The following is a 23,809-nucleotide window of genomic DNA, read 5'->3' as shown; positions in this document are numbered from 1 at the left end:
TGGACTAAGGAGTACGGCTCGGTGGGAAAGCTCACGAACAACATGTGGCGGCTGCTGGGGGCGCAATCCTCGCGCAATCAGTCGAAGTCCCTGACACTGATCAAGAAGGCAGACTCCTACGATTCATGGGCTGCCGATCTCGACGACAAGGATTTCGCCGCCGCTGCGGAGAAGCTCGACATCACCGATCCCGAAGGCGAAGACCGGGCCCGTTTCCTGGCGCTGGCCCGTGAGGCAGGCGATCGTACGCTCGATATGCGCCCCTTCGACGTCCAGCTCCAGGGCGCCCTGCGTCTACTCGAGGGCGACGTCATCGAGATGGCCACCGGCGAGGGCAAGACGCTGGCCGGTGCCATCGCGGCGATCGGGTTCGTACTGCAGGGTCATCGGGTGCACGTCATCTCCGTCAACGACTACCTCGCGACCCGCGACGCCGCGTGGATGAAGCCGCTGTTCGATCTCTTCGACATCGTCTCGGCGTCGGTGTCCGAGAACTCCACCCGCGATGAGCGCAAGGCGGCCTACGACTCCGACATCGTCTACGGATCGGTCAATGAGATCGGGTTCGACGTGCTGCGCGACCAACTCGTCACCCGGCCCGGCGATCTCGTCTCACCGAAGCCCGACGTCGCCATCATCGACGAGGCCGATTCGGTGCTTGTCGACGAAGCGCTCGTGCCCCTGATCCTGGCCGGTTCGGCCATCGGTGAAGTGCCGGACAAGCCGATCCACGACGCCGTCACCAAGCTGAAGAAGAACCACTACGAGATCGACGCCGAAGGGCGCAACGTCTACCTGACCGACGAGGGTGCCGCCTTCATCGAGAACGAGCTCGGCGGGATCAACCTGTACGACGAAGAGCACGTCGGTACCACCCTCGTGCACGTCAACGTCGCGATGCACGCCCACCTCCTCGTCGAGCGCGATGTCCACTACATCGTGCGCGACGGTGGCGTCCACCTGATCAACGCCTCCCGCGGACGGGTGGCGCAACTCCAGCGCTGGCCCGACGGCTTGCAGGCTGCGGTCGAGCTGAAAGAGGGCCTCGCGCAGACGGATTCGGGTGAGGTCATCGACACCATCACGGTGCAGGCATTGATCGGCCGCTACCCGAAGGTCTGCGGGATGACCGGCACCGCGGTGGCGGCCGGTGAACAGTTGCGGCAGTTCTATCAGCTCGCTGTCTCGCAGATCCCCCCGAACACCAAGAACATCCGTGTCGACGAGATCGACCGCGTCTACGACAACAAGTCGAACAAGGCCGACGCCGTCGTCGAGTTCGTCAAACAAATCCACGAGACCGGACAGCCCGTTCTGATCGGGACCCACGACGTCGCCGAATCCGAAGAACTGGCCCACCTCCTCGGCCGGGCGGGCGTGCAGTCGGTTGTTCTGAATGCGAAGAACGACGCGGAGGAAGCCAAGATCATCGCCGAGGCGGGCGCCAAGGGTGCTGTGACCGTGTCCACCCAGATGGCCGGCCGCGGTACCGACATCAAGCTCGGTGGCTCCGCCGGGCAGAAAGACGCCGGTGAGTCGAGCCCCGAGCGCGACGAGGTCGTCGAACTCGGTGGACTGTGCGTGGTCGGGACGGGTCGGCACGACACCGAGCGGCTCGACAACCAACTCCGTGGGCGCGCGGGACGACAGGGCGACCCGGGTCGGTCGGTGTTCTTCTCGAGCGTCGAAGACCCGTTGGTCACCCGGAACCTGACGCTCAAGCGTGATCCGGTCAGCTCATCCGAGGACGGCTCGCTCGGGTCGAAGGGCGTCGACATCATCGAGCAGGCCCAGCGGATCGCCGAAGGCGTGATGCTCGAACTGCACGCCAACACCTGGCGTTACAACCAGTTGGTGAACCAGCAGCGTGAGATCATCGTCAAACGCCGCACCACACTTCTGACCACCGACGCCGCGCTGCAGGAGTTCAAGGAGACCGAGCCGGAACGCTACGCCGAACTGACCGGCGAGTCCGTCGAGAGCGACAAGGCCGAAACGAGCAAGGCCGAAACGAGCAAGGCCGAGAAGAGCACGGCCGATGAGACGGCGAAGGCCGATGAGACTGCTGCCGAGCCCGTCCCGCACGACGTTCTCGAGCAGGCGGCCCGCGAGATCATGCTGTTCCATCTGGACCGGGCCTGGGCAGATCATCTGGCCTATGTCTCCGATGTGCGCGCCAGCATCCACCTGCGTTCCATCGGTCGCGAATCGCCCCTCGACGAGTTCCACAAACTGATCCTCGCAGAGTTCGGCAAGTTGCCGCGTGAAGCCGTCGAGAATGCGCGCAAGACGTTCCGTGAGGCGGTCATCACCAAGGACGGCATCGATCTGGATCAGGCCGATCTACGACGTTCGACCACCACCTGGACCTACATGGTCCACGACAGTCCGTTCGCGTCCGGCGGTGCAAAGGCACTGCAGGGCATCGTCGGAATCTTTCGGTAGCGCGCGCCACCGGGCCGCGAAGCCGGGTATGACAGGCTGTTCGACATGGAAGAGACCGATCCGGATCCGGTCGTAGAGTCGGATCGGGTGCTCACGGTGCCCAATCTGCTCAGTGGGTTGCGGCTGATACTCATACCGGTTTTCTTATGGGTACTGCTCGTCGAAGAGGCCGACGGCTGGGCGTTCGCGATCCTGTTCTTCGCGGGTCTGTCGGATTGGGCGGATGGCAAGATCGCCCGGCTGATGAACCAGTCGTCGCGCCTGGGCGCATTGCTCGACCCGGCCGCGGATCGTCTGTACATGGTCGCGATACCCATCGGACTCGCGATTCGCGGCCTGATCCCGTGGTGGCTGGTCGCGATCCTGTTCGGCCGTGACCTGTTGTTGCTGGCGACGGCGCCGCTGCTGCGGAGCCGCGGGATCACCGCGCTACCGACGATCTACATCGGCAAGGCGGCGACGTTCGCGTTGATGTACGGATTTCCGATGATCCTTGCCGGGCAATTGGATTCGATCATCGGCGACATTGTCTATCCCTGCGGTTGGGCGTTCCTGATCTGGGGTACCGGGATGTATGTGTGGTCGTTTGTCCTGTACTGGGTGCAGGCCGTGCTGGTTGTTCGGGCACTGCCCCCGGTGCGCTAGATTCTCCCAACAGACGTTGTTCGATGTGTAGAGGCGAAAGGCAGCACACACGTGACCCAGAAGCAGGCTCCTGACGATCTGCACTACACCGCAGAGCACGAATGGGTGCAGAAGGTGTCCGACCGTACGGTTCGGATCGGGATCACCGACTATGCACAAGATCAGTTGGGTGACGTCGTATTCGTCCAGTTGCCGGCGATCGATGACGTCGTCGAGGTCGGGGAATCGTTTGCCGAGGTCGAGTCGACCAAGAGTGTCTCCGACATCTTCGGGCCCCTCAATGGTGTGATCTCGGCGGTCAACGACGACCTGGAGGCCAGTCCGGACCTCGTCAACTCCGCGCCTTACGAGCGCGGCTGGTTGGTCGAGATCACCGTCGGTCCCGACGAGGACCTGGATGAACTGGTCGGTGACATGCTCGACGCCGCCGGTTACGTGGCGATCACGTCCGGATAGCCGGCTCGAGGCGAGTTCGTGTGAAGACGAAGCAAAGTGGGGCTCGATGAGGCGCGCACAGTATGCAGCGGGTTTATGCATGTGTGGCCCGTGGCAGGGTACGGTCTAAGTCACGGGTAATGCCCCAATCCACTCGATGAGACCGGATTCGGCGGGTGAGAAGTCGCACCCCCGAACGCCGCCGCAATCAACGTGGAAAAACAAGGTCCGAATCCGGGCCGCGGGGACAATTACGAAGAAGGAGAATTGGTGAGCGACAACGAGAAGGACATCGAAGCTCCGGTAGAGACCACATCGGTCTTCCGGGCCGATTTCATCAAAGAGATGGAATCGACCGGTGGTTCTGCAACCACATCGGCGGACACCGGTGTGGAACGGCTGTCTGCGGGCACCGCGCTGCTCGTGGTCAAACGTGGCCCCAACGCCGGCTCTCGTTTTCTGCTCGACCAGGCGACCACGTCGGCCGGTCGGCACCCCGATAGCGACATCTTCCTCGATGACGTCACCGTGAGCCGTCGACATGCCGAGTTCCGTTTGGGCGACAACGAATTCCAGGTGGTCGACGTCGGCAGCCTGAACGGCACGTACGTCAACCGTGAGCCGGTGGATTCGGCCGTGCTGGCCAACGGTGACGAAGTTCAGATCGGCAAGTTCCGCCTGGTGTTCCTGACCGGTTCCAGCAGTGACGAAGGTTCCGCGGACGCGTGACCTCACCGGCGGCGGGGCAGCATTCCGAAGGATCGATGTCGATTGGCTCGGTCCTGGATCAGCTGCGCGGAGAATTCCCCGACGTGACGATTTCAAAGATCAGATTCCTCGAATCCGAAGGTCTGGTCACACCTGAGCGGTCGCCGTCCGGTTACCGCCGGTTCAGCCGAGCCGACTGTGAACGGCTCCGGTTCGTCCTGACCGCTCAGCGTGATCGTTACCTGCCGCTCAAAGTCATCAAAGAACAGCTCGACGAGATCGACCGCGGTACCCGCCCGGAAGCCCCGGCGGGTACCCGGTTGTTGTCGTCGGCGAAGAACTGGGTGGCTCCGGCCACCGATTTCTCGCAGAACGGCGGCGGTCGGCTGAGCCGTGATTCGCTGCTCGAACGTACCGGCGTCGATTCGGCGTTCGTGACAGAACTCGTCGACAACGGGTTGCTGGTACCCGGGCCGCGAGGGTTTTTCGACGAAGACGCGGTGCGCCTGGTGACAGCTGCATCCGCGCTCGCGAACTTCGGAGTCCAGGCGCGGCATCTGCGCGCTTTCAAGGTTTCGGCCGAGCGCGAGGCCGGGCTGGTCGCGCAGATCGCCAATCCGATTGCCAAGGGCAAAGGGACCGGCGCCCGGGATCGCGCCGAGGAGATGGTGCGCGAGATCGCGGCACTGTCGGTCACCCTGCACACCCAGCTCGTCAAGCAAGCGGTACGAGAAGTTCTCGATTAAAGACCCGATCGAACGACCGGTCCGGAGGTTCTCGGTCGTCGCGCGGGCATCCTTGCCATAGGATTAGGGCGGTGAACCATTCGCCCACACAAGCTTGGGAGGGCCGACCGCATGAGTGAAATGCGCGTAGTAGGTATCCGGGTGGAACCGCCACAGAGTCAACCGGTGCTGCTGCTACAGGAAACCGCCGGTGAACGTTACCTGCCGATCTGGATCGGTCAGAGTGAAGCTGCGTCAATTGCCCTGCGGCAAAAGGGTGTTGAGCCTCCCCGTCCCTTGACCCATGACCTGATCGTCAACCTGATCAGTGCTCTGGGCCACGAACTTCTCGAGGTTCGGATCGTGGACATGCAAGAGGGCACGTTCTACGCCGACCTGGTGTTTGCCGGAGATCTCCGGATCTCCGCCCGGCCGTCGGACTCGGTGGCCATCGCGATCCGCGCCGAGGTACCGATTTTCGCCGAAGAATCGGTGCTCGCCGAAGCCGGCCTGTTGATGCCATCGGACGATCCGGAAGAAGCGGACGACGACGAGCCGGCGGCCGAGGTCAAAGAAGACGAGGTCGAGAAGTTCAAGGAGTTCCTCGACTCGGTGTCGCCGGATGACTTCAAAGCCTCCGGTGGGGCCTGACCCCGGATTGCGGCAACGCACGGATCGGTGCGTCAGGGCTGCATTTGGGTCCGGCGAGTCTGGTCACGGAACGGAAACTGCGGGGTCACAAATCGCCTAAAGCTCAACTTTAGGTTCAGGGTTAGGGCGAGTCGCGTTGATCCCGACCCGCAGCGGTCATACGGTCTTCACATACCCGCGAAAGTTGCGGAGAAGTGATTTTGATCAGTCAGTGCGCGTAAACTTGGCCCGTCGGAGCCGGGAAGCACGCACCGGCGGTCACCGACCAGCACGCGAGGAGAACCCAGTGGGCGATCAGCCACACGACGGTGAGAACGGCGACCGCGGGGCGCAGGATGCGTCCCCCGAGGCAAGCACCACGATCAGCGGCACGAACAAGCCCGGTCAGGGTTCGCTGGCAGACATCGCACCGGGGCTGTTCCCGAACGACACCGTTCCCGACGAGCTGGTCGGCTACCGGGTCCCCAGTGCCTGCCAGATCGCCGGCATCACCTACCGGCAACTCGACTACTGGGCCCGCACATCGCTGGTCGTACCCTCGATTCGTAGCGCCGCCGGGTCCGGGAGTCAGCGGCTCTATTCGTTCAAGGACATCCTCGTCCTGAAGATCGTCAAGCGTCTGCTCGACACCGGCATCTCCCTGCAGAACATCAGGGTTGCCGTCGACCACCTCCGTAAACGGGGCGTCGAGGATCTCGCCCGCATCACGCTGTTCTCGGACGGCACCACGGTCTACGAGTGCACGTCGGCCGAAGAAGTCGTCGATCTGCTCCAGGGCGGTCAGGGCGTGTTCGGTATCGCCGTCAGCGGTGCGATGCGTGAGCTGACCGGAACCATCGCCGACTTCCCGGCAGAACGCGCCGACGGCGGCGTGACCGAGGCTGCGCCCGAGGACGAATTGGCCTCGCGCCGTAAGAGCCGCGCCCGCCGCACCGGCTAGAACATCTGGCCGTACACTGGGTCTGCGTCGCAGCGACACGGGAGAGAGTCATCCTCGAGATGGCCGCCGAAGGAGCAATACCTCTCCGTCAAACTCTCAGGCATCAAGGACCGTGTCGACGTCGGCGTCTCTGGAGAGTGACGGCAACATCCGTCCGCCCATGGTGAAAGGTCACGCAACGCGTGGCTGAATCTCTCAGGCGTTCTGCGGGCACCAGGCCCGCGGGATAGGACAGAGGGGGAGGACCGGCGTCCGACCACCAGTCGGCATTACCAGTGGTCGGCTCTCGTGGCCGGCCACCGCGGAGGGTCCTATCCCCATGACCGGCACACCTTTCACCGATCGCCACATCGGCCCTGATGCAGGCGAACTCGACCGCATCCTGACACTTGTCGGTGCCACCTCACTCGATGATCTCGCCCGCCAGGTGGTGCCTTCCGGGATCCTCGACACCCCCGAGGACAACGGTCTGGACGCGCTGCCGCCTGCGGTCTCCGAACACGAGATCCTGGCCGAACTCGCCGCGCTCGCCGACGAGAACACCGTCGCCACCTCGATGATCGGCCTCGGCTACTACGACACGCTGACCCCGCCGGTACTGATCCGCAACATCATCGAGAACCCGGCCTGGTACACCGCGTACACGCCGTATCAGCCCGAGATCAGCCAAGGCCGTCTCGAGGCGCTGCTGAACTTCCAGACGATGGTCTCCGACCTGACCGGCATGGAGGTCGCCAACGCGTCCATGCTCGACGAATCGACGGCCGCGGCCGAGGCCATGACACTCCTTCGCCGTGCAGGCAAGAGCAAGTCGCCGCGATTCCTGGTCGACGCCGACCTCTTCCCGCAAACCGCTGCAGTGATCGCCACCCGCGCGCAACCACTCGGCATCGACGTGGTCACCGCCGATCTGAGCCAGGGTCTGCCCGAGGGCGAGTTCTTCGGTGTCCTGGCCCAGACGCCCACCGCTTCGGGGCGCGTCATCGACAGTGCAGCGCTCATCGAGGCGGCTCACGAACGTGGTGCCCTCGTCGCCGTCGGTGCTGATCTGTTGGCGATGACCCTGATCACCCCGCCCGGCGAACTCGGTGCCGACGTCTGTTTCGGTACCACCCAACGTTTCGGTGTGCCCATGGGATTCGGCGGTCCACACGCGGGATACCTTGCGGTGCATGCCAAGCACGCCCGCCAGCTTCCCGGTCGTCTTGTCGGGGTCTCGAAGGACGCCGACGGCAACCTCGCCTACCGGTTGTCGTTGCAGACCCGCGAGCAGCACATCCGCCGGGAGAAGGCGACCAGCAACATCTGCACGGCACAGGTCCTGCTGGCGATCCTCGCGGCGATGTATGCCAGCTACCACGGCGCCGACGGGCTCCGGGCGATTGCTCGACGGGTCCACCGACACGCGGAGTCGATCGCTTCGGCGCTCGGCGACAAACTCGTCCACGCCAAGTACTTCGACACCGTGCTGGCGCACGTTCCCGGCCGGGCCGAAGCGGTGGTCGCAGCCGCCGGGGCACGCGGGATCAACCTGCGACTGGTCGACGCCGATCACGTCTCCGTCGCCTGCGACGAGGCAACCACCGACGAGCACGTGGCAGTCGTCCTGGACGCGTTCGGGATTTCTGCGACCGAACCGGTGTGCGCAGGCATCGTCGATCGGACCTCGGACTTCCTCACGCACCCGGCGTTCAACCGCTACCGCACGGAAACCGCGATGATGCGTTACCTGCGGACTCTCGCGGACAAGGACATCGCACTGGACCGCAGCATGATCCCGCTGGGGTCGTGCACCATGAAGCTCAACGCGGCCGCCGAGATGGAGGCCATCACCTGGCCGACCATTGCCAGGCTCCATCCGTTTGCACCCGCCGATCAGGTGAAGGGGATGCGCAAGATCATCGCCTCGCTCGAAGAGTGGCTGGTCGCGATCACCGGCTACGACCGGGTCAGTCTGCAACCCAACGCCGGCTCACAGGGTGAATACGCCGGACTGCTCGCGATCCGCGAATACCACCGCAGCCGCGGCGACGATGCCCGCACGGTGTGCCTGATCCCGTCGAGCGCGCACGGGACAAACGCCGCGTCGGCGGTCATGGCCGGCATGCGGGTCGTCGTGGTGGCCTGCCGCGAGAACGGCGACGTCGACGTCGATGACCTGCGGGCCAAGATCGAGGCGAACGCCGCCGAGTTGTCGGCGATCATGATCACCTACCCATCGACCCACGGGGTCTTCGAGCACGAGATCGGTGACATCTGCGCTGCGGTCCACGATGCCGGTGGTCAGGTCTACGTCGACGGTGCCAACCTCAATGCCCTTGTCGGAGTGGCGCGCCCGGGCCGGTTCGGCGGCGACGTCAGCCACCTCAACCTGCACAAGACGTTCTGCATCCCGCACGGCGGCGGTGGTCCGGGTGTCGGACCGATCGGTGTGCGCGAGCACCTCGCACCATTCCTTCCCGGACATCCACTGGCCGACGAACTGCCCGGCGAATTGACGATCTCGGCGGCACCCTACGGATCCGCGTCGATTCTGCCGATCACCTACGCCTACATCCGGCTGATGGGGGCCGAAGGGCTGCGGCAGGCCACCCTCACCGCGATCGCGTCGGCGAACTACATCGCCGCCCGACTGCGCGATCACTACCCGGTGCTCTACACCGGTGCCGGTGACCGGGTTGCGCACGAATGCATCATCGACCTGCGCCCCCTGACCAAGAGCAGCGGTGTCACCGTCGACGACGTCGCAAAACGGTTGGCCGACTACGGCTTCCATGCGCCGACGATGAGCTTTCCGGTGGCGGGCACGCTGATGATCGAACCCACCGAGAGCGAGAATCTCGATGAGATCGACGCGTTCTGCGACGCGATGATCTCGATCCGCGCCGAGATCAGCAAGGTCGAGGACGGGCAATGGTCCGCCGACGACAACCCGCTGCGTGGGGCGCCCCACACCGCTGAATGCCTGGTCGGGGAGTGGGAGCACGGATACGACCGCCTGGTCGCCGTCTATCCGAACGGCCTGCCGTCCGCCGGTGGGCGAGCCAAGGTGTGGCCGAGTGTCCGGCGGATCGACGGCGCATTCGGCGACCGGAACCTGGTGTGCAGCTGCCCTCCGATCGAGGCATTCGCCTGATCGACTCGCTCCGGCGGAGGCCCGGGACGTCAGGTACGACGCGTGAGCGTGTCGGTGATGGCGTTCTGGGCCTCCGCCGGGGGCGGGGGCATCGGCGAGGGCGTCTCCGGGAAGTCCACGGCTGCGGTCGGCGGCGGTAGCGCACCGCCGCCGCGGAAGCCCGACTCGGTGATCGTGGAGATGTGCTCGGGTGACTGGACATAACTGATGAAGGCGTCGACCGCATCGCGCTGGGCGACATCGACCTGTTCTCCGGTCAACGTGATCACGGGGAAGTCGGCCATCGGGGTCGGCCCGGTCGGCAGCAACGACACGACGCCCGCGTTGGCTCCGTCTTTGGTGAGCGAGTAGAGCTGTTGCTCGGTGATCGGCACCGCATGGATGGCGCCGGTCGGCGGGTTCGCCTCCTGCGCGATCATCGCCACACCGCTCTCGGAGGTCCCGAGGGCGGTCGGTGGTGCCGCCGATTGCATCGTCTGCAAGGTCGAGGTCACCAGCGAGGAGATCGCGTCCTCAACGGACAGGGCGCCCCTCGGGGTGCGGGAGATCTCCATCGCGATGGCCTGCGCGGCGAGTGCGGTGGCATCGGATTGTGGGCCCGTCGGCATGGCCATCTTCAGGGATCCCCAGCCCGGTAACCCGAGCCGCTCCATTGCAGCCGCCGACCGCTGAAGTGTGGGGATCTCGAGCCAGCTGAGGTTGCCGAGCATCGCTTCCCTTGCCGCCTCGGGGATCGCCAGCACCACCGGCGACGTCACCAGGGATGCCGGTGTGCCGTCGACGATCTCGGGTTTGGCGACAGTGAGCTGTGAACTCCACACCGACGACTGCGGGATCCACGCCGCCGGATACCGGCCGCGCGATGCCGGGTCCCAGGTGCCGGTCAAACCCTCGAGGGTGGTCTTGGCATCGGCCGGTCGCACCTCGATGGTGATGCACCAATCCCGATTGATCGGTTTGGTGGCGTTGTATCGGTCCGCGACAGACTTGAGCGGTCCGGACAACCCCGGATCACTGATGACGGCGACGGTGAGGTCACCTTCCACACAGCGTTTCGCGGCCTCCTGGCCCTGCTTGGTGATCCGGTCACCGAGCATCGACCAGAGAACCCCGCCGACCACGAGCACCACGACAAAGGCAACCAGAACGAGAAGGCCTCGGCTGATACCTCTGCTGCCTCCGGCTCTGCGATGATCGCCCACAAACACCTCGATCCACGTAAGACATGACAACCCGGACTCGCGCACTTCCGGACCGGTGAACGTTCACCGGTCCGGAAGGCGGGAGTTGTCGTTGGGGCAGTCTATGCGCTGTGATGGATTTCGGGCGACAGGTCACACTGTGCTCGCGACCGGCCCCACCGGGGTCAGCCGAGGGTCAGGCGCCCGCAGCCTTGTACTCGCGCCGCCGGCGATGCAGGATCGGCTCGGTGTAGCCGTTGGGCTGCTTGCCACCTTCGAGGATGAGTTCCTTGGCGGCTCCGAACGCGATGTTCGAGGCGAAATCCGGAGCCATCGGCCGGTACGTCGGGTCGCCGGCGTTCTGCTGATCGACCACCGGTGCCATCCGCTCGAGCGCGGCAACGACATCGGATTCCGAGACGATGCCGTGGTGTAGCCAGTTCGCCAGCAACTGGCTGGAGATCCGCAGGGTGGCGCGGTCCTCCATCAGTGCGATGTCGTGGATGTCGGGCACCTTCGAGCAACCGACGCCGGCATCGATCCAGCGGACGACGTAGCCCAGGATCGACTGGCAGTTGTTGTCGAGCTCTTCGAGCTTTTCCTCGTCCGACCAGTTGGTGTTCGGGGCCAGCGGGATCGTCAGGATGTCATCTACGGAGGCCGGTTCACGCTTGGCCAGCTCGTTCTGACGCTTGAACACGTCGACCTGGTGGTAGTGCAACGCGTGCAGGGTGGCCGCGGTGGGTGAGGGCACCCATGCGGTGTTGGCGCCGGCCTTGGGATGGCCGATCTTCTGCTCGAGCATGTCCGCCATCAGGTCCGGCATCGCCCACATGCCCTTGCCGATCTGCGCCTTGTGCTGCAGACCGGCATGCAGTCCGGTGTCGACATTGAAGTCCTCGTAGGCCTTGATCCACTTCTGCGACTTCATTTCTGCCTTGCGCACGACGGCCCCGGCTTCCATCGAGGTGTGGATCTCATCGCCGGTGCGGTCGAGGAAGCCGGTGTTGATGAAGACCACGCGGTCCTGGGCCGCCTTGATGCAGGCTTTCAGGTTCACCGTGGTGCGACGCTCCTCGTCCATGATGCCGACCTTCAACGTGCCGGCGGGCAGGCCGAGGACCTCTTCGACGCGGCCGAAGAGTTCGACGGTGAACGCCACCTCGTCGGGGCCGTGCATCTTCGGCTTGACGATGTAGATCGACCCGGTCCGCGAGTTCTGCAGTCCGTGGGGCTGCATGCCGTGGATGCCGATGAGTGCGGTGAACAGGGCGTCGAGGATGCCCTCGGGAACCTCGGCGCCGTCGGCGGTGATGATGGCATCGTTGGTCATCAGGTGACCGACGTTGCGCACGAACAACAGTGACCGTCCGTGCAGGAGAAGTCCGGCACCATCGGGCGCGGTGTAGGCACGGTCCTGGTTGAGCACGCGGTTGAACGTCTTGCCGCCCTTGGTGACCTCTTCGGACAGGTCGCCCTTGTTCAGGCCGAGCCAGTTGCGATAACCGGTGACCTTGTCCTCGGCGTCGACCGCCGCAACGGAATCCTCGAAGTCCATGATCGTGGTGATGGCCGATTCGACCAGCACGTCCTTGACGCCGGCGGCGTCGGTCGAGCCGATCGGCGACTCGGCGTCGATCTGGATCTCGAGGTGCAGGCCGTTGTGGCGCAGCAGGATGCCGGACGGCTTCGCCGGCTCACCGGTGTATCCGACAAACGCTGCCTGGTCGGCGAATCCGGTGGTCGCACCGCCGGCCAGGCTGACCACGACGGCCTCACCCTCGACCACGTACGAGGTGGCATCCGCGTGCTTGCCGTTCTCCAGCGGAACGGCCTCGTCGAGGAAGTTCTTGGCGAACGCGATGACCTTGTCGCCGCGGACCTTGTTGTACGACGTGCCCTTTTCGGCACCGTCGGTCTCGGGGATGGCATCGGTGCCGTACAGCGCGTCGTAGAGCGAACCCCACCGCGCGTTGGACGCGTTCAGCGCGAACCGGGCGTTGAGGATCGGGACCACGAGCTGGGGTCCGGCGGTCGAGGTGATCTCGATGTCGACGCCCGTGGTGGTGATCTCGAAGTCGGCGGGAACCGGTGTGAGATAACCGATGTCGGTCAGGAATGCCTTGTAGGCGGCGAAGTCGAAGTCGGCCGGGGTGGCCGCCTTGTGGTCACGGTGCCACTGGTCGATCTTGCCTTGGAGGTCGTCGCGGACCGCGAGCAGCTCGGCGTTACGCGGGCTCAGGTCGTTGATCACTGCCGCCGCACCGGACCAGAACGCATCCTGGTCCACCCCGGTACCCGGCAGCGCCTCGTTGTTGATGAAGTCGTACAGAACCGACGCAACCTGCAAGCCGCCGTCGACGGTGACGCGCTGAGCCATTACCGGCCTCACTCTCTTTCGATCAAGGGCACTGATGCCGCATATGTTACTCGTTGGTAGCAATTGGATTGTGATGGGTGACAAACCCTCTGCCCCGCAAGTCAGGTGTGGTTGGGCTGCCTGATCAGGCGGCGGCAACGGTCGAGCAGTTCGGTGCGCAGAAGCTGCGCCCGACCCGCGAGCTCGGACTGCACCCGGACGTATTCCGCCCGTCCCGCCGGTTCCTCGATCGGAATCGGTGCCATACCGAACTCCGACAGGTCGTACGGGCTGGCCCGCATGTCGATCTCACGGTGCTGTAGCGACAGGGCGAACGCGTCGGCGACGATGTCCGACGGGAGCAGAGGTGCCAGTTTGTACGACCACTTGTAGAGGTCCATGCCGGCGTGCAAACAGCCTGGTTGTTCGAACTCGGACTGTGTATGACGATTTAACACTGTCAGGTTCAGTGGCCGTGCAGGTGGGGTGAAGAACCGGTAGGCGTCGAAGTGTGTGCAGCGTGGGGGCTGCGCCCGGACCACGTCGTCGGTCTGGGCCGGGCTCAGTCGCAGCGGTACACCGGCATGCCGGATCTGTTCCGGCGAAGCCTGATAGACCATCGCCCACTCGTGCATGCCGAAGCAGTTCAGACGAGGGGAGCGGTCGGCCGTGGCGGCGAGCAGATCGATGATGTAGGTGATGGTCTCGCGGCGTTTCTCGAGATGGTCGCGGCCGACGGTCACCAGCTCGTCGCTGCGAACGTAACCGGCGTAGTCGAGGTAGCGACGCGCGCCGTCGCCGTGGAGCCCGACCCCGAATCCGGGATGCCAGCGGCGGAGTTGAGCCGGCCGAAAGCTGTAGTAGGTGAACATGAAACCCCACACGGGATGCACCACGTCACCGGCGTCGTCGTCGGTGTACCGGGGTGGATGGCTCCGCAGGAGATCATCGATCCGGTTGCGGTGCTCGGCGGCCGTGGCCTGCCATTGCGACTCGGCCGCCCGGGCGACGACTGCACCCGGGGCAGTCATACCCGGTGCGTTTCGTCGCGCACCGTCCCGACGAACTCCTCGACGAGATCTTCGAGCGCGACCACGGCGACCGTGCGGCCGTTGTCGTCGACCACCGCCGCCAGGTGCGAGCTCGTCCGCCGCATCGCATTGGTGGCCTCGTCGAGGGGGGTCTTGTCGGCCAGGACCGGCAGCGGATGGATCTTGTCCACGCCGATGATGCTGTCGGGACCCACCGACTCGTCGAGGACCTCGTCGAGGACATCTTTCAGATGCAGGTAACCGGTGTACGTGCCGTCGGTGCCCCGGACCGGGTAGCGGCTGAACCCGGTGTCGATGACGGCCTGTTCGATCGAGCCGAGGGTCGGCCCGACGCGGCCGGTTTTCGGGTCCGCGGTGACCTGAACGCTCCGCAACTCGGTGAGCGGGATCGCGACCTCGAGGACGGTGCGGCCCGACGTCTGGAGGGCACGGGTGAGCCGGGTGTGTTCCTCTTCGTCGATCAGACCCTCACGTCGGGACTCGCCGAGCATCTGCGCGAGTTCATTGGCCGAGACCGTGGCGTCGAGTTCGTCCTTCGGCTCGACCCGCATCAGCCGCAGTGACAGGTTGGCCACCCAGTTGTAGAACGCGATCACCGGCCGGGCGATCTTGATGAACATGAGATGGGCGGGGACCAGGAGCATCGCCGATCGCTCGGGGCCGGCCAGCGCGAGATTCTTCGGCACCATCTCGCCGAGGAGGATGTGCAGGACAACGACCAGCGCGAGCGCCAGCGTGAACGCGATCGGGTGCAGGAGTCCGTGCGGGACGTGCACGAGGTCCAGCGGCTTCTCGATCAGGTGTGCGATCGCGGGCTCGCCGACCCGGCCGAGCAGGATGGAACAGATCGTGATGCCCAACTGCGCGGCGGCCAGCATCAGCGAGAGCCGTTCACTGGCTTCGATGACCGTGCGGGCGCGGCGCTTTCCCTGTTCTTCGAGCGCTTCGAGACGGTCACGCCGGGCGGAGATCAACGAGAATTCCGCACCGACGAAGAAGGCGTTGCCTGCCAGCAACAGGACGGTGAGCACGACGCCCCACAGATCACCCATCGGTGGCCTCCCGTTCATCGGATTCCGGTCGCGGGGACACGGCCACGGTGTCGATGCGACGACCGTCCATCCGCACCACGCGGGCCCGCCAATGTTGTTCGGGCTCGTGCTCGGAGGAGTCGTCGTCGGCGTCGGTTCCGGTCGAGCGGTCCGGGAGGTCGATGATGTCGCCTTCACGAGCGATCCGCCCGAGCTCGAACATCAACAGGCCGCCGAGGGTGTCGTATTGGCCTTCGGGAGCGCGGTACCCGATCGCGTCGTGGAGTTCGTCGAGGCGCAGCAGACCGTTGAGGAGGTACCCGTCGCCGTGCTGCTGGACATCTGCCTCTTCGTCGTCGTGTTCGTCGGTGACATCTCCGACGATCTCCTCGATGAGGTCCTCGGTGGTGACGATGCCTGCCGTGCCGCCGTACTCGTCGACGACAACGACGACCTGCAGGCCGTCGGCGCGGATCTGTTCCATCAGCGCGTCGCCGTCGAGGCTCGCCGGGACAACCGAGACCGCCCGGGCAAGTGTGTGTAATTGGGTGGTGCTGCGCTGCGACATGGGCACGGTGAATGCCTGTTTGACGTGGACGACGCCGCTGATGTTGTCGAGATCGCCGCCGTCGAGAACCGGGAACCGGGAGTAACCCGTCCGGGACGACGCCAGGATCAGGTCCCGGACCGTGTCATGGATGTCGAGGGTCTCGACGGTGACACGTGGTGTCATCAGGTCCTCGGCGGTGAGCGTGCCGAACTGCAGCGAGCGGTCCACCAGGGCCGCGGTGCCCGGGTCGATCGCGCCGTGGCGGGCCGAATTGCGCACCAGAGATCCGAGTTCCTGCGGTGAGCGCGCGGACCGCAACTCCTCCGCGGGCTCGACACCCAATCGTCGGACCAGCCAGTTGGCCGTGCCGTTGAGGGTGTTGATCAGCCATCGGAACGTCGCCGAGAACAGGCTCATGGGTCCGGCGGTCGCTCGGGCGGTGGGTAGCGGCTTCGAGATCGCCAGGTTCTTGGGGATGAGCTCGCCGAGCACCATCGACAGCGACGTCGCGATGACCAGCGCCAGGATCAGCGAGACCGCCACCGCCGCCGCGTCCGGGATCCCGACCAGCTCGAACAGTGGCTCGAAGAGTTGCGCGAGCACCGGCTCGGCGATGTAGCCGGTGATCAGGGTGGTGATGGTGATGCCGAGCTGAGCGCCCGAGAGCTGGAACGAGAGCGTCTTGTGCGCCCGGCTGACCTGGCGGGAGCGAAGGTCGCCCCTGGTCCGCACGTCGTTCTCGACCGTGGACCGTTCGAGCGCGGTCAGTGAGAACTCGGCTGCGACGAACAGCGCGGTACCCAGGGTGAGAGCGATGAAGCCGACCAGGCTGCCGATCAGGATCAGTGCCTGCATCATCGATCACCGCGGTGGGTCACGCATCGAGGTGCCGTGGGCACCAATCCAGCCTCCAGACTCAAGGGTTCAGGCGAGTGGAGGTCGCCTGGGATGTCGGGTCGATCTTATCGGGTCACCAGCCCGCGGGCAGAGGGCGACCTTCTGCGAACCCGGCCGGGGATTGGACACCGAGGACCGCTTTCTCGTGTAGTTCCTCGAGTGACCGGGCGCCGACATAGGTCGCGGTGGACCGGATTCCCGAGCAGATGTGGTCGATCAGGTCCTCGACACCGGGGCGTTCGGGGTCGAGGGCGATGCGTGAGGTGGAGATCCCTTCGTCGAACAACGCCTTGCGGGCGCGGTCGAAGGAACTGTCGTCCGCGGTGCGCGCGGCCACCGCGCGCTTCGATGCCATCCCGAAGCTCTCCTTGTACGGCCGGCCGGCCGGATCCCACCGCAATTCGCCGGGACTCTCGTGGGTTCCGGCGAACCACGATCCGACCATCACGTTCGATGCCCCGGCGGCCACGGCCAGCGCCACATCGCGCGGATGCCGAACGCCGCCGTCTGCCCAGACATGGGAGCCCGATTCACGTGCGGCAGTCGCGCATTCGGCCACCGCCGAGAACTGCGGCCGGCCGACACCGGTCATCATCCGGGTGGTGCACATCGCGCCGGGTCCGACACCGACCTTGACGATGTCCGCCCCGGCCGAGATCAGGTCCCGCGTTCCCTGCGCCGTCACCACATTGCCTGCGCAGATCGGCACGCCGAGGTTGGCGTCCGCGACCTGTTCGAGGACCGCGAGCATCTTTTCCTGATGTCCGTGTGCGGTGTCGACGACGATGAGGTCGGCGCCTGCCTGCACCAGCGCGATCGCCTTGCCGCGGGCGTCACCGTTGACGCCGACCGCAGCGGCGACCCGCAGGCGGCCGTTGGCGTCGAGGTTGGGCTGGTAGATGCCGGCCCGGACGGCCCCGACGCGGGTCAGGACACCCGCCAGGGACCCGTCGGCCTCGGTGAGGATCACCAGGTCGGAATGGGTGGCATCGAGTAGCTCGAACAGCTTTCGGGGAGGCGTTCCCACCGGCGCCGACACGAAGTCGGGGTCGAGGACGTCGGTCAGGCGGGCGAACCGGTCGACGTCGCCGCACGATGCCTCGGTGACCACGCCGATCGGAGTCGCGGCATCGGAGCCGAGGACGACCACGGCTCCGTGTGCCCGTTTGGGCAGCAGTGCCACCGCATCGGAGACAGCGGCGTCGGCGCCGAGGACGACCGGTGTGTCCGCGACGAGGTGGCGTCCTTTGACAAACGAGATCATGTCGGCGGCCGCGGGGATGGGCAAATCCTGCGGCAACACCACCAGCCCGCCGCGCCGGGCCACGGTTTCGGCCATCCGGCGTCCGGCGACAGCCGTCATGTTGGCGACCACCAGCGGAATGGTGGTGCCGGAACCGTCGACGGAGGAGAGATCGACGTCGAATCGGGACGCGACGTCGGAACGACCGGGCACCACGAAAACATCGTCGTACGTCAGGTCGTGGCCCGGGAGATGATCATCGAGGAATCGCACGATTGCCGATGCTACGCAAGATGAACGGCCACCACCGCAAACAAGCCACCTATACGAAGACGAGCCACAAATACCGAATGTGTGGCTCGTCTTTCGTACTTCTGGATCGTTCGGGGGCGGGTCAGGCCTGGATCTCGGTGCGGCCTTCGCTCCAGAGGGTGTGGAATGCACCTTCTTTGTCGACCCGCTGGTAGGTGTGTGCGCCGAAGAAGTCGCGCAGTCCCTGGGTCAGGGCGGCCGGCAGACGCTCGGCACGCAGTGCGTCGTAGTACGACAGCGACGACGAGAAGGCCGGAACCGGGATGCCCATGGTCGTCGCGGTGGCAACCACCTCGCGCCAGCTGTCGACGGCGTTCTCGACCGCTTCACGGAAGTACGGTGCCAGCAGCAGGCTCGGGAGTTCGGGGTTCTCGGCGTAGGCCTCGCGGATGCGGTTGAGGAACTTCGCCCGGATGATGCAGCCGCCGCGCCAGATGGTGGCCAGGTCGCCGGGGTGGACGTCCCAGCCGTATTCATTGCTGCCTGCGGCGATCTGATCGAAGCCCTGCGCGTAGGCGACAACCTTCGATGCGTAGAGCGCCTTGTTGATCGCGTCGACGAATTTCTTCTTGTCGGTGGGGGCGGCCGAGAGGGTGCCCGACGCCAGGCCCTGGGCCTGCTTGCGCTGGGCGGTGGCGCTCGACAGCGCGCGGGCGAAGACGGCCTCGGCGATGCCGGTGGTCGGGATGCCCAGGTCGAGTGCGGATTTCACGGTCCAGCGGCCGGTGCCCTTCTGTCCGGCGGCGTCGACGATGACATCGACAAGCGGCTTGCCGGTCTCGGCGTCGACCTGGCTGAGCACCTCTGCGGTGATCTCGACGAGGTAGCTGTCGAGGTCGCCGGAGTTCCATTCGCGGAACACATCGGCGATTTCACTGACCGGCATGTCGAGTGCCTTGCGCATGAGGTCGTAGGCCTCACCGATGAGCTGCATGTCGGCGTATTCGATGCCGTTGTGGACCATCTTGACGAAGTGGCCGGACCCGTCCGGGCCGATGTGGGTACAGCAGGGCTCGCCGTCGACGTGCGCGGAGATGGACTCGAGGAGCGGTCCGAGCGACTTGTACGACTCGACGGGCCCGCCGGGCATGATCGACGGGCCGTTGAGCGCGCCTTCCTCACCACCCGAGATGCCGGCACCGACGAAGTTCAGGCCGCGTGCAGACATGGCGGCCTCGCGGCGGATCGTGTCGGTGTAGAGCGAGTTGCCACCATCGATGATGATGTCGCCCTCTTCCATCAGACCCGCGAGTTCTTCGATCACGGCGTCGGTGGGGTCGCCGGCCTTGACCATGATCAGCACGCGTCGCGGCTTCTGGAGCGCGCCGACGAACTCCGCCATCGTCTCGGTGCGGACGAAATCACCCTCGTTGCCGTATTTCTCGACGAGCGCATCGGTTTTGGCGATGCTGCGGTTGTGTAGAGCCACGGTGTGACCGTGACGGGCGAAGTTGCGAGCGATGTTGGAACCCATCACCGCAAGGCCGGTGACCCCGATCTGGGCGCGAGCAGCTGAATCAGTCATTGCTACACCATATGACGTAGGAAACGATGGCGAAGGTCTGAGGTACCGGCAGCGCGATCGACGAGACCCGCCTCAACCCCGTTCCCGCCGCGCACGGGACGGTTTGTGGGCGTCAGGAGTCGATGAGCCGGCGTAACTCGTTCAGCCAGGGGATCGCGACGGCCAGGGTCGGCAGGACGAGGATCGCGGCCGCCACGACGTACGCGACGGCCGAGATCAGCATTGTCGGGCGGGTGTCCGACAGACGTTTGACCCGGGCGAGTGTGGTCGGACCGCCGATCGCCATGGCGCCGCGGGGTGCGACCGAATCCGCGCAGGCGACCAGGGCCCGCCCGAGTTGTTTGCGCCCGGCGGTGCGGATGGCGGTGTCGTCGGCGAGCAGTTCGACCAGCAGTTGTACGGCACCGAGCGCCGACCGGCTGCGGACGAAACGCGGGAATGCGTCGTGGACGGCGATGAACGCCTCGAGGATCAGGTCGTGGCGGGCGCGTAGATGCGCGCGTTCGTGACTGATCACGGCCTCGAGTTCGTCGCGGGTCAGACGGGCGACAGTGCCTTCACTGAGGACCACCCGCTGCCGGATACCGGGCAGGCAGTAGGCCATCGGCTGATCGACCTCGAGCATGCGGACGTCGCGAGCGCTCAGCGGGCTGTCGGGCGCCGAGCGATCCATCCGGTCGAGCAGATCGATCAGCTGGCGGTGAGCGGACCGACGGGCGCGGGTGCGCAGGGCGACGCGAATGATGCTGTAGATCAGGCGGGCACCGACCAGGAGCGTGAGGAGGAAAACCGCGACATAGAGGGTCCAGGGAACGATGCCCAGACTGGCCATTTCGTCGAGCGGGTTGGCGATCGGACGACCCTGCTCATCGAGGGTCAACATGTTGGACGCGATGGCCAGGCCACAACTGAATGCCGACAGGACTGCTGCGAGCGCTATGGATTGCCACAGTGCCATGGCGGCGCGCGGTGCGCGAAGAGGCCACCGGGCGGCGGCGAGCCAGCTCGGGGCCGGCCACACCAGGATCACAGCGACGATCCCGAACACAAGCGCGTTCACAACAGGGCGTCCTACTGGTCGGTCATGCGGTGGGGCTCGCGGTCGGATTCACGTGCCGATTCCAATTCGTCGAGTGCGCGTCGTAATGCATCTGCCTCGTCTGCGCCGACTCGTCCCACAAACGATACAAGCGCGGCCTGACGTGAACCTGCTTCGTCGGCTTCACTGAGCGCGTCGACCATCAGGCTGGCGACCAGGTGCTCCCGCGGATGCGTCGCCGAGTAGCGGTGCGCACGATCGTCTCGGAGTTGAGTGACCAGATGCTTCTTTGCCAGACGTTGCAGCACAGTCATCACGGTGGTGTAGGCCAGTTCACGGTCGGCGGAGAGCGCCGCATGCACCTGACGCACCGTTTGTGGTTCGTCCGACGACCACAAGTTGTCCATGATGACTCTCTCGAGTTCACCCAAACCGTTCATTCTTCTCACTTTACTTTTCTTCTCATCAATCAGCTCAACGCCCATCTGCATAATTTTTCTCCCGAGACGCTTGACACGTTGGTAAGGCTAGCCTACATTCTTATTTACGAGGACCGCGCGAGCGTCCTGAGGGCTGCAGAGACCCCCGGTCCACGCCACAGCAGGCCCCACCGACAAGGTGGGGCCTGCTGTGTTTTCCGGACACGACCGAAGGTCGCCGAAGAGCGCCGCGCAACCCTGGCGAGACGTCGATCACCGAACTTTGACAAACTTGGGACGCATCGCTGCGTCCTCGAAGCGCGGCCCGTCGTAGAGGAGATCTGTTCCGTGACAGATACAACCGATCCCAGCACGTTCGATCCGACCGACTGGACGGCCCGGGGTTTCGACGCCGAACTGGGACTGAAGTACCTCGAGGCGACCGCAGAAGGTGTGTCGGCGCAATTCACGATCACCGACAAGTTGCTGCAGCCGTTCGGGATCGTCCACGGCGGTGTCTACTGCTCGGTGATCGAATCGGTCGCGAGCATGTCGGGGCAGGTGTGGCTGAACGCGAACGTCTCGAAGCAGGGCCACGTGGTGGGCGTGAACAACAGCACGGACTTCTTGCGGGCGGTGACAACCGGCGCGATGACCGCGAGGTCGAAGCCCATCCACCGGGGTCGACGTCAGCAGCTGTGGGAGGTCGACATCGCCGATGAGAACGGAAAGCTGATCGCACAGGGGCGGGTCCGGCTCCAGAACATCGTCGAAGGCTGAGGAAACCCATGACCGAGGCGAGTCGGCCGACCCACATCGGGATGTCGCAACCGGCACGGGAACGGATCGATGCGGTGCTCACCGCCGTCGATGCCGAACTGGATCGTGATTTTGCCGGTGACCGCCTCCTGGAGCAGCAGCCCGCACACACCGTCTACATCGGTGCCGGCGACGTGGACATCGACACCCCGGCGGCCTGGGGCAACGAGGCCCTGCGGATCGCCGATGGTGCACCGCGGGCCCTCGCCGCCCTGGATGAACACGGCGTCATGCCACTCGTGCGTGAGCGCCTGGCGACCCGGCCGATCGAGGATCTGCGAATCGACCTCGAGGACGGGTACGGGTGGCGGCCCGACGAGGTCGAGGACCGCCACGCCCGCGCGGCAGGCCACACCCTCGCCCGCTGGGCTGCGGCTGCCGGCGACGACGTCGCGCCGCGCGTCTTCGGTGTCCGGTGCAAAGGTCTGGGGTCTGCCGAGCGGCCCCGTGGACTCCGGTCACTGGAGCTGGTCCTGGACGGCGCCGGGGGAGTTCCGTCCGGTTTCGTCTTCACCGTGCCGAAGTTGCGCCACGCGGTGCAGGTCGACGCGGTGGTCATGATCTGTGAGGAACTCGAACGGGCGCACGGGCTGCCGACCGGGGTGCTGCGTTTCGAACTGCAGATCGAGAGCCCGCAGGCGGTCCTGGGGGCCGACGGTCGGGCGACCGTGGCGGACGCAGTGCATCGCGGTGGTGAGCGGCTGACCGGATTGCATTACGGCACTTACGACTACAGCGCGGCGTGCGGCATCGTCTCGGCACAGCAATCGCTGGAACATCCCGTCGCCGACCATGCCAAGGCGGTCATGCTGGTGGCCGCCGCGCAGACCGGCGTGTGGGTCTCCGACGGCTCGACCCAGATCGCGCCGGTGGGGACACCCGAGGTGGTCGACGCCGCGCTGCGCAGGCATCACCGGCTCGTGACCCGGGGGCTGGAGCGCGGCATCTATCAGGGCTGGGACATGCACCCCGGCCACCTGGTGACGCGTTGGCTCGCGGTGTTCGCGTTCTTCCGCCAGGCCATGCCGCCCGCGGCGACAAGGTTGCAGGCGTACTTCGACCGGCAGAGTTCGGAGTTCATCGACGAACCGGCAACCGCGCAGTCGCTGGCGCTGGTGATCCTGCGCGGACTCGCAGCGGGTGCCTTCACCGAGGCCGACGTCCTCGGGGTTGCCCCGCGTTGTTCCGCCGAGGCGCTGGCGGAACTGCGTCGCAGCGGTGGCGTGCTGCGCTGACCGAAGGACCACGGCCGGTCTTCACTCGTCGCCAGCGGGTGACCGACCCCCCGATATGCGTGGGCGGAAAAGCTCGACGCGCCGCCCAAAGGTCTGCGTGGCAGTATGTGTCGGACATACTTGTCCGTCGGCTGTGCCATCGAGGAGGAAACCGTGCGTCTGTCGCCGCATGAACAAGAGCGACTGATGATCTCGTACGCGGCCGAACTGGCCCGCCGCCGACAGGGCCGCGGTCTGCTGCTCAATCACCCCGAGTCGGTTGCGGTCATCACCGATCACATCCTCGAGGGTGCACGGGACGGTCGATCGGTTGCTGAGTTGATGTCGTCGGGGCGTGAGGTCCTGACCCGGGCCCAGGTCATGGACGGCATCCCCGAGATGTTGCACGACGTCCAGGTGGAGGCCACATTCCCGGACGGCACCAAACTCGTCACCGTGCACAATCCGATTTCGTGACAGGAC

At 65.4% G+C, this 23,809-nt stretch carries 20 protein-coding genes and 1 riboswitch; of the genes, 11 read left to right on the top strand and 9 right to left on the bottom strand.

Features of this window, described 5'->3' with window-relative positions; translation table 11 throughout:
• The first annotated feature begins 21 nt into the window (after positions 1 to 21).
• The 8 genes from secA2 to gcvP all read left to right on the top strand — a co-directional run bounded on the left by secA2 (position 22) and on the right by gcvP (position 9,685).
• The gene (gene secA2, locus AC51GR_RS16715; RefSeq protein ID WP_496325894.1) at positions 22 to 2,445 is read left to right on the top strand and encodes an accessory Sec system translocase SecA2; all 2,424 of its coding nucleotides are present in this window, start codon (positions 22 to 24) and stop codon (positions 2,443 to 2,445) included.
• 45 nt (positions 2,446 to 2,490) lie between these two features.
• A complete protein-coding gene (locus tag AC51GR_RS16710; RefSeq protein WP_496325747.1) occupies positions 2,491 to 3,090 on the top strand; it encodes a CDP-alcohol phosphatidyltransferase family protein in 600 nt (199 codons plus the stop codon).
• Between the two features lie 51 nt (positions 3,091 to 3,141).
• On the top strand, positions 3,142 to 3,546 hold the full coding sequence (gene gcvH, locus AC51GR_RS16705; protein ID WP_496325746.1) for a glycine cleavage system protein GcvH: 405 nt from the start codon (positions 3,142 to 3,144) through the stop codon (positions 3,544 to 3,546).
• Between the two features lie 249 nt (positions 3,547 to 3,795).
• Positions 3,796 to 4,254, top strand: a complete 459-nt coding sequence (gene garA / locus AC51GR_RS16700; RefSeq protein ID WP_496325745.1) for a glycogen accumulation regulator GarA — start codon at positions 3,796 to 3,798, stop codon at positions 4,252 to 4,254.
• 35 nt (positions 4,255 to 4,289) lie between these two features.
• Positions 4,290 to 4,979 carry a transcriptional regulator FtsR gene (ftsR, locus tag AC51GR_RS16695; RefSeq protein WP_496325744.1) on the top strand — a complete coding sequence of 230 codons (690 nt, stop codon included), beginning with the start codon at positions 4,290 to 4,292 and terminating at the stop codon, positions 4,977 to 4,979.
• A 111-nt stretch (positions 4,980 to 5,090) separates the two neighbouring features.
• On the top strand, positions 5,091 to 5,609 hold the full coding sequence (locus AC51GR_RS16690; protein ID WP_496325743.1) for a bifunctional nuclease family protein: 519 nt from the start codon (positions 5,091 to 5,093) through the stop codon (positions 5,607 to 5,609).
• A 361-nt stretch (positions 5,610 to 5,970) separates the two neighbouring features.
• Entirely contained in the window at positions 5,971 to 6,549 is a 579-nt protein-coding gene (locus AC51GR_RS16685; RefSeq protein ID WP_496325893.1) for a MerR family transcriptional regulator, read from the top strand.
• 28 nt (positions 6,550 to 6,577) lie between these two features.
• Positions 6,578 to 6,672, top strand: a riboswitch (glycine riboswitch).
• A 196-nt stretch (positions 6,673 to 6,868) separates the two neighbouring features.
• The gene (gcvP, locus tag AC51GR_RS16680; protein WP_496325742.1) at positions 6,869 to 9,685 is read left to right on the top strand and encodes an aminomethyl-transferring glycine dehydrogenase; all 2,817 of its coding nucleotides are present in this window, start codon (positions 6,869 to 6,871) and stop codon (positions 9,683 to 9,685) included.
• Between the two features lie 29 nt (positions 9,686 to 9,714).
• On the opposite strand, the gene AC51GR_RS16675 is transcribed toward gcvP, so the two are convergent.
• The 9 genes from AC51GR_RS16675 to AC51GR_RS16635 all read right to left on the bottom strand — a co-directional run bounded on the left by AC51GR_RS16675 (position 9,715) and on the right by AC51GR_RS16635 (position 21,323).
• Positions 9,715 to 10,887: a substrate-binding domain-containing protein gene (locus AC51GR_RS16675; RefSeq protein WP_496325741.1), complete on the bottom strand. Its 1,173-nt coding sequence runs from the start codon at positions 10,885 to 10,887 to the stop codon at positions 9,715 to 9,717.
• A 175-nt stretch (positions 10,888 to 11,062) separates the two neighbouring features.
• A complete protein-coding gene (locus AC51GR_RS16670) occupies positions 11,063 to 13,246 on the bottom strand; it encodes a malate synthase G (RefSeq protein ID WP_496325740.1) in 2,184 nt (727 codons plus the stop codon).
• Between the two features lie 101 nt (positions 13,247 to 13,347).
• Positions 13,348 to 14,256: a 3-methyladenine DNA glycosylase gene (locus AC51GR_RS16665; protein ID WP_496325739.1), complete on the bottom strand. Its 909-nt coding sequence runs from the start codon at positions 14,254 to 14,256 to the stop codon at positions 13,348 to 13,350.
• Positions 14,253 to 15,329, bottom strand: a complete 1,077-nt coding sequence (locus AC51GR_RS16660) for a hemolysin family protein (RefSeq protein WP_496325738.1) — start codon at positions 15,327 to 15,329, stop codon at positions 14,253 to 14,255. Before AC51GR_RS16660 ends, AC51GR_RS16665 begins: the two co-directional genes overlap by 4 nt.
• Positions 15,322 to 16,713 (bottom strand): hemolysin family protein, encoded by a 1,392-nt coding sequence (locus AC51GR_RS16655; protein WP_496325892.1) that lies wholly within the window; start codon positions 16,711 to 16,713, stop codon positions 15,322 to 15,324. The genes AC51GR_RS16660 and AC51GR_RS16655 overlap by 8 nt, the downstream gene beginning before the upstream one ends.
• 115 nt (positions 16,714 to 16,828) lie before the next feature.
• Entirely contained in the window at positions 16,829 to 18,271 is a 1,443-nt protein-coding gene (gene guaB1, locus AC51GR_RS16650) for a GMP reductase (protein WP_496325737.1), read from the bottom strand.
• Between the two features lie 121 nt (positions 18,272 to 18,392).
• Positions 18,393 to 19,835 carry an NADP-dependent phosphogluconate dehydrogenase gene (gnd, locus tag AC51GR_RS16645; RefSeq protein ID WP_496325736.1) on the bottom strand — a complete coding sequence of 481 codons (1,443 nt, stop codon included), beginning with the start codon at positions 19,833 to 19,835 and terminating at the stop codon, positions 18,393 to 18,395.
• Positions 19,836 to 19,947: 112 nt separating this feature from the next.
• A complete protein-coding gene (locus AC51GR_RS16640) occupies positions 19,948 to 20,895 on the bottom strand; it encodes a M56 family metallopeptidase (protein ID WP_496325735.1) in 948 nt (315 codons plus the stop codon).
• An 11-nt stretch (positions 20,896 to 20,906) separates the two neighbouring features.
• The gene (locus tag AC51GR_RS16635; RefSeq protein ID WP_496325891.1) at positions 20,907 to 21,323 is read right to left on the bottom strand and encodes a BlaI/MecI/CopY family transcriptional regulator; all 417 of its coding nucleotides are present in this window, start codon (positions 21,321 to 21,323) and stop codon (positions 20,907 to 20,909) included.
• 318 nt (positions 21,324 to 21,641) lie between these two features.
• On the opposite strand from AC51GR_RS16635, the gene AC51GR_RS16630 reads away from it, so the two are divergent.
• The 3 genes from AC51GR_RS16630 (at position 21,642) to AC51GR_RS16620 (ending at position 23,803) form a co-directional block, all read left to right on the top strand.
• On the top strand, positions 21,642 to 22,073 hold the full coding sequence (locus AC51GR_RS16630; protein WP_496325734.1) for a PaaI family thioesterase: 432 nt from the start codon (positions 21,642 to 21,644) through the stop codon (positions 22,071 to 22,073).
• Positions 22,074 to 22,081: 8 nt separating this feature from the next.
• On the top strand, positions 22,082 to 23,347 hold the full coding sequence (locus tag AC51GR_RS16625; protein ID WP_496325733.1) for a DUF6986 family protein: 1,266 nt from the start codon (positions 22,082 to 22,084) through the stop codon (positions 23,345 to 23,347).
• Positions 23,348 to 23,500: 153 nt separating this feature from the next.
• Positions 23,501 to 23,803, top strand: a complete 303-nt coding sequence (locus AC51GR_RS16620) for an urease subunit gamma (protein ID WP_496325732.1) — start codon at positions 23,501 to 23,503, stop codon at positions 23,801 to 23,803.
• Positions 23,804 to 23,809 lie beyond the last annotated feature (6 nt).

It is taken from the genome of Williamsia sp. z71 (genome assembly GCF_059553375.1).
Note: the sequence above shows the minus strand (reverse complement) of the source record. Positions and strands in the feature narration are given on the sequence as shown.

What these genes read in the sequence shown, in the direction of transcription:
- AC51GR_RS16690 (WP_496325743.1), top strand. Translation starts at nt 5,091, where the DNA reads ATGAGTGAAATGCGCGTAGTAGGTATCCGGGTGGAACCGCCACAGAGT.
- gcvP (WP_496325742.1), top strand. Translation starts at nt 6,869, where the DNA reads ATGACCGGCACACCTTTCACCGATCGCCACATCGGCCCTGATGCAGGC.
- gnd (WP_496325736.1), bottom strand. Translation starts at nt 19,835, where the DNA reads ATGACTGATTCAGCTGCTCGCGCCCAGATCGGGGTCACCGGCCTTGCG.
- AC51GR_RS16710 (WP_496325747.1), top strand. Translation starts at nt 2,491, where the DNA reads ATGGAAGAGACCGATCCGGATCCGGTCGTAGAGTCGGATCGGGTGCTC.
- AC51GR_RS16625 (WP_496325733.1), top strand. Translation starts at nt 22,082, where the DNA reads ATGACCGAGGCGAGTCGGCCGACCCACATCGGGATGTCGCAACCGGCA.
- AC51GR_RS16670 (WP_496325740.1), bottom strand. Translation starts at nt 13,246, where the DNA reads ATGGCTCAGCGCGTCACCGTCGACGGCGGCTTGCAGGTTGCGTCGGTT.
- AC51GR_RS16660 (WP_496325738.1), bottom strand. Translation starts at nt 15,329, where the DNA reads ATGGGTGATCTGTGGGGCGTCGTGCTCACCGTCCTGTTGCTGGCAGGC.
- AC51GR_RS16665 (WP_496325739.1), bottom strand. Translation starts at nt 14,256, where the DNA reads ATGACTGCCCCGGGTGCAGTCGTCGCCCGGGCGGCCGAGTCGCAATGG.
- ftsR (WP_496325744.1), top strand. Translation starts at nt 4,290, where the DNA reads ATGTCGATTGGCTCGGTCCTGGATCAGCTGCGCGGAGAATTCCCCGAC.
- AC51GR_RS16655 (WP_496325892.1), bottom strand. Translation starts at nt 16,713, where the DNA reads ATGCAGGCACTGATCCTGATCGGCAGCCTGGTCGGCTTCATCGCTCTC.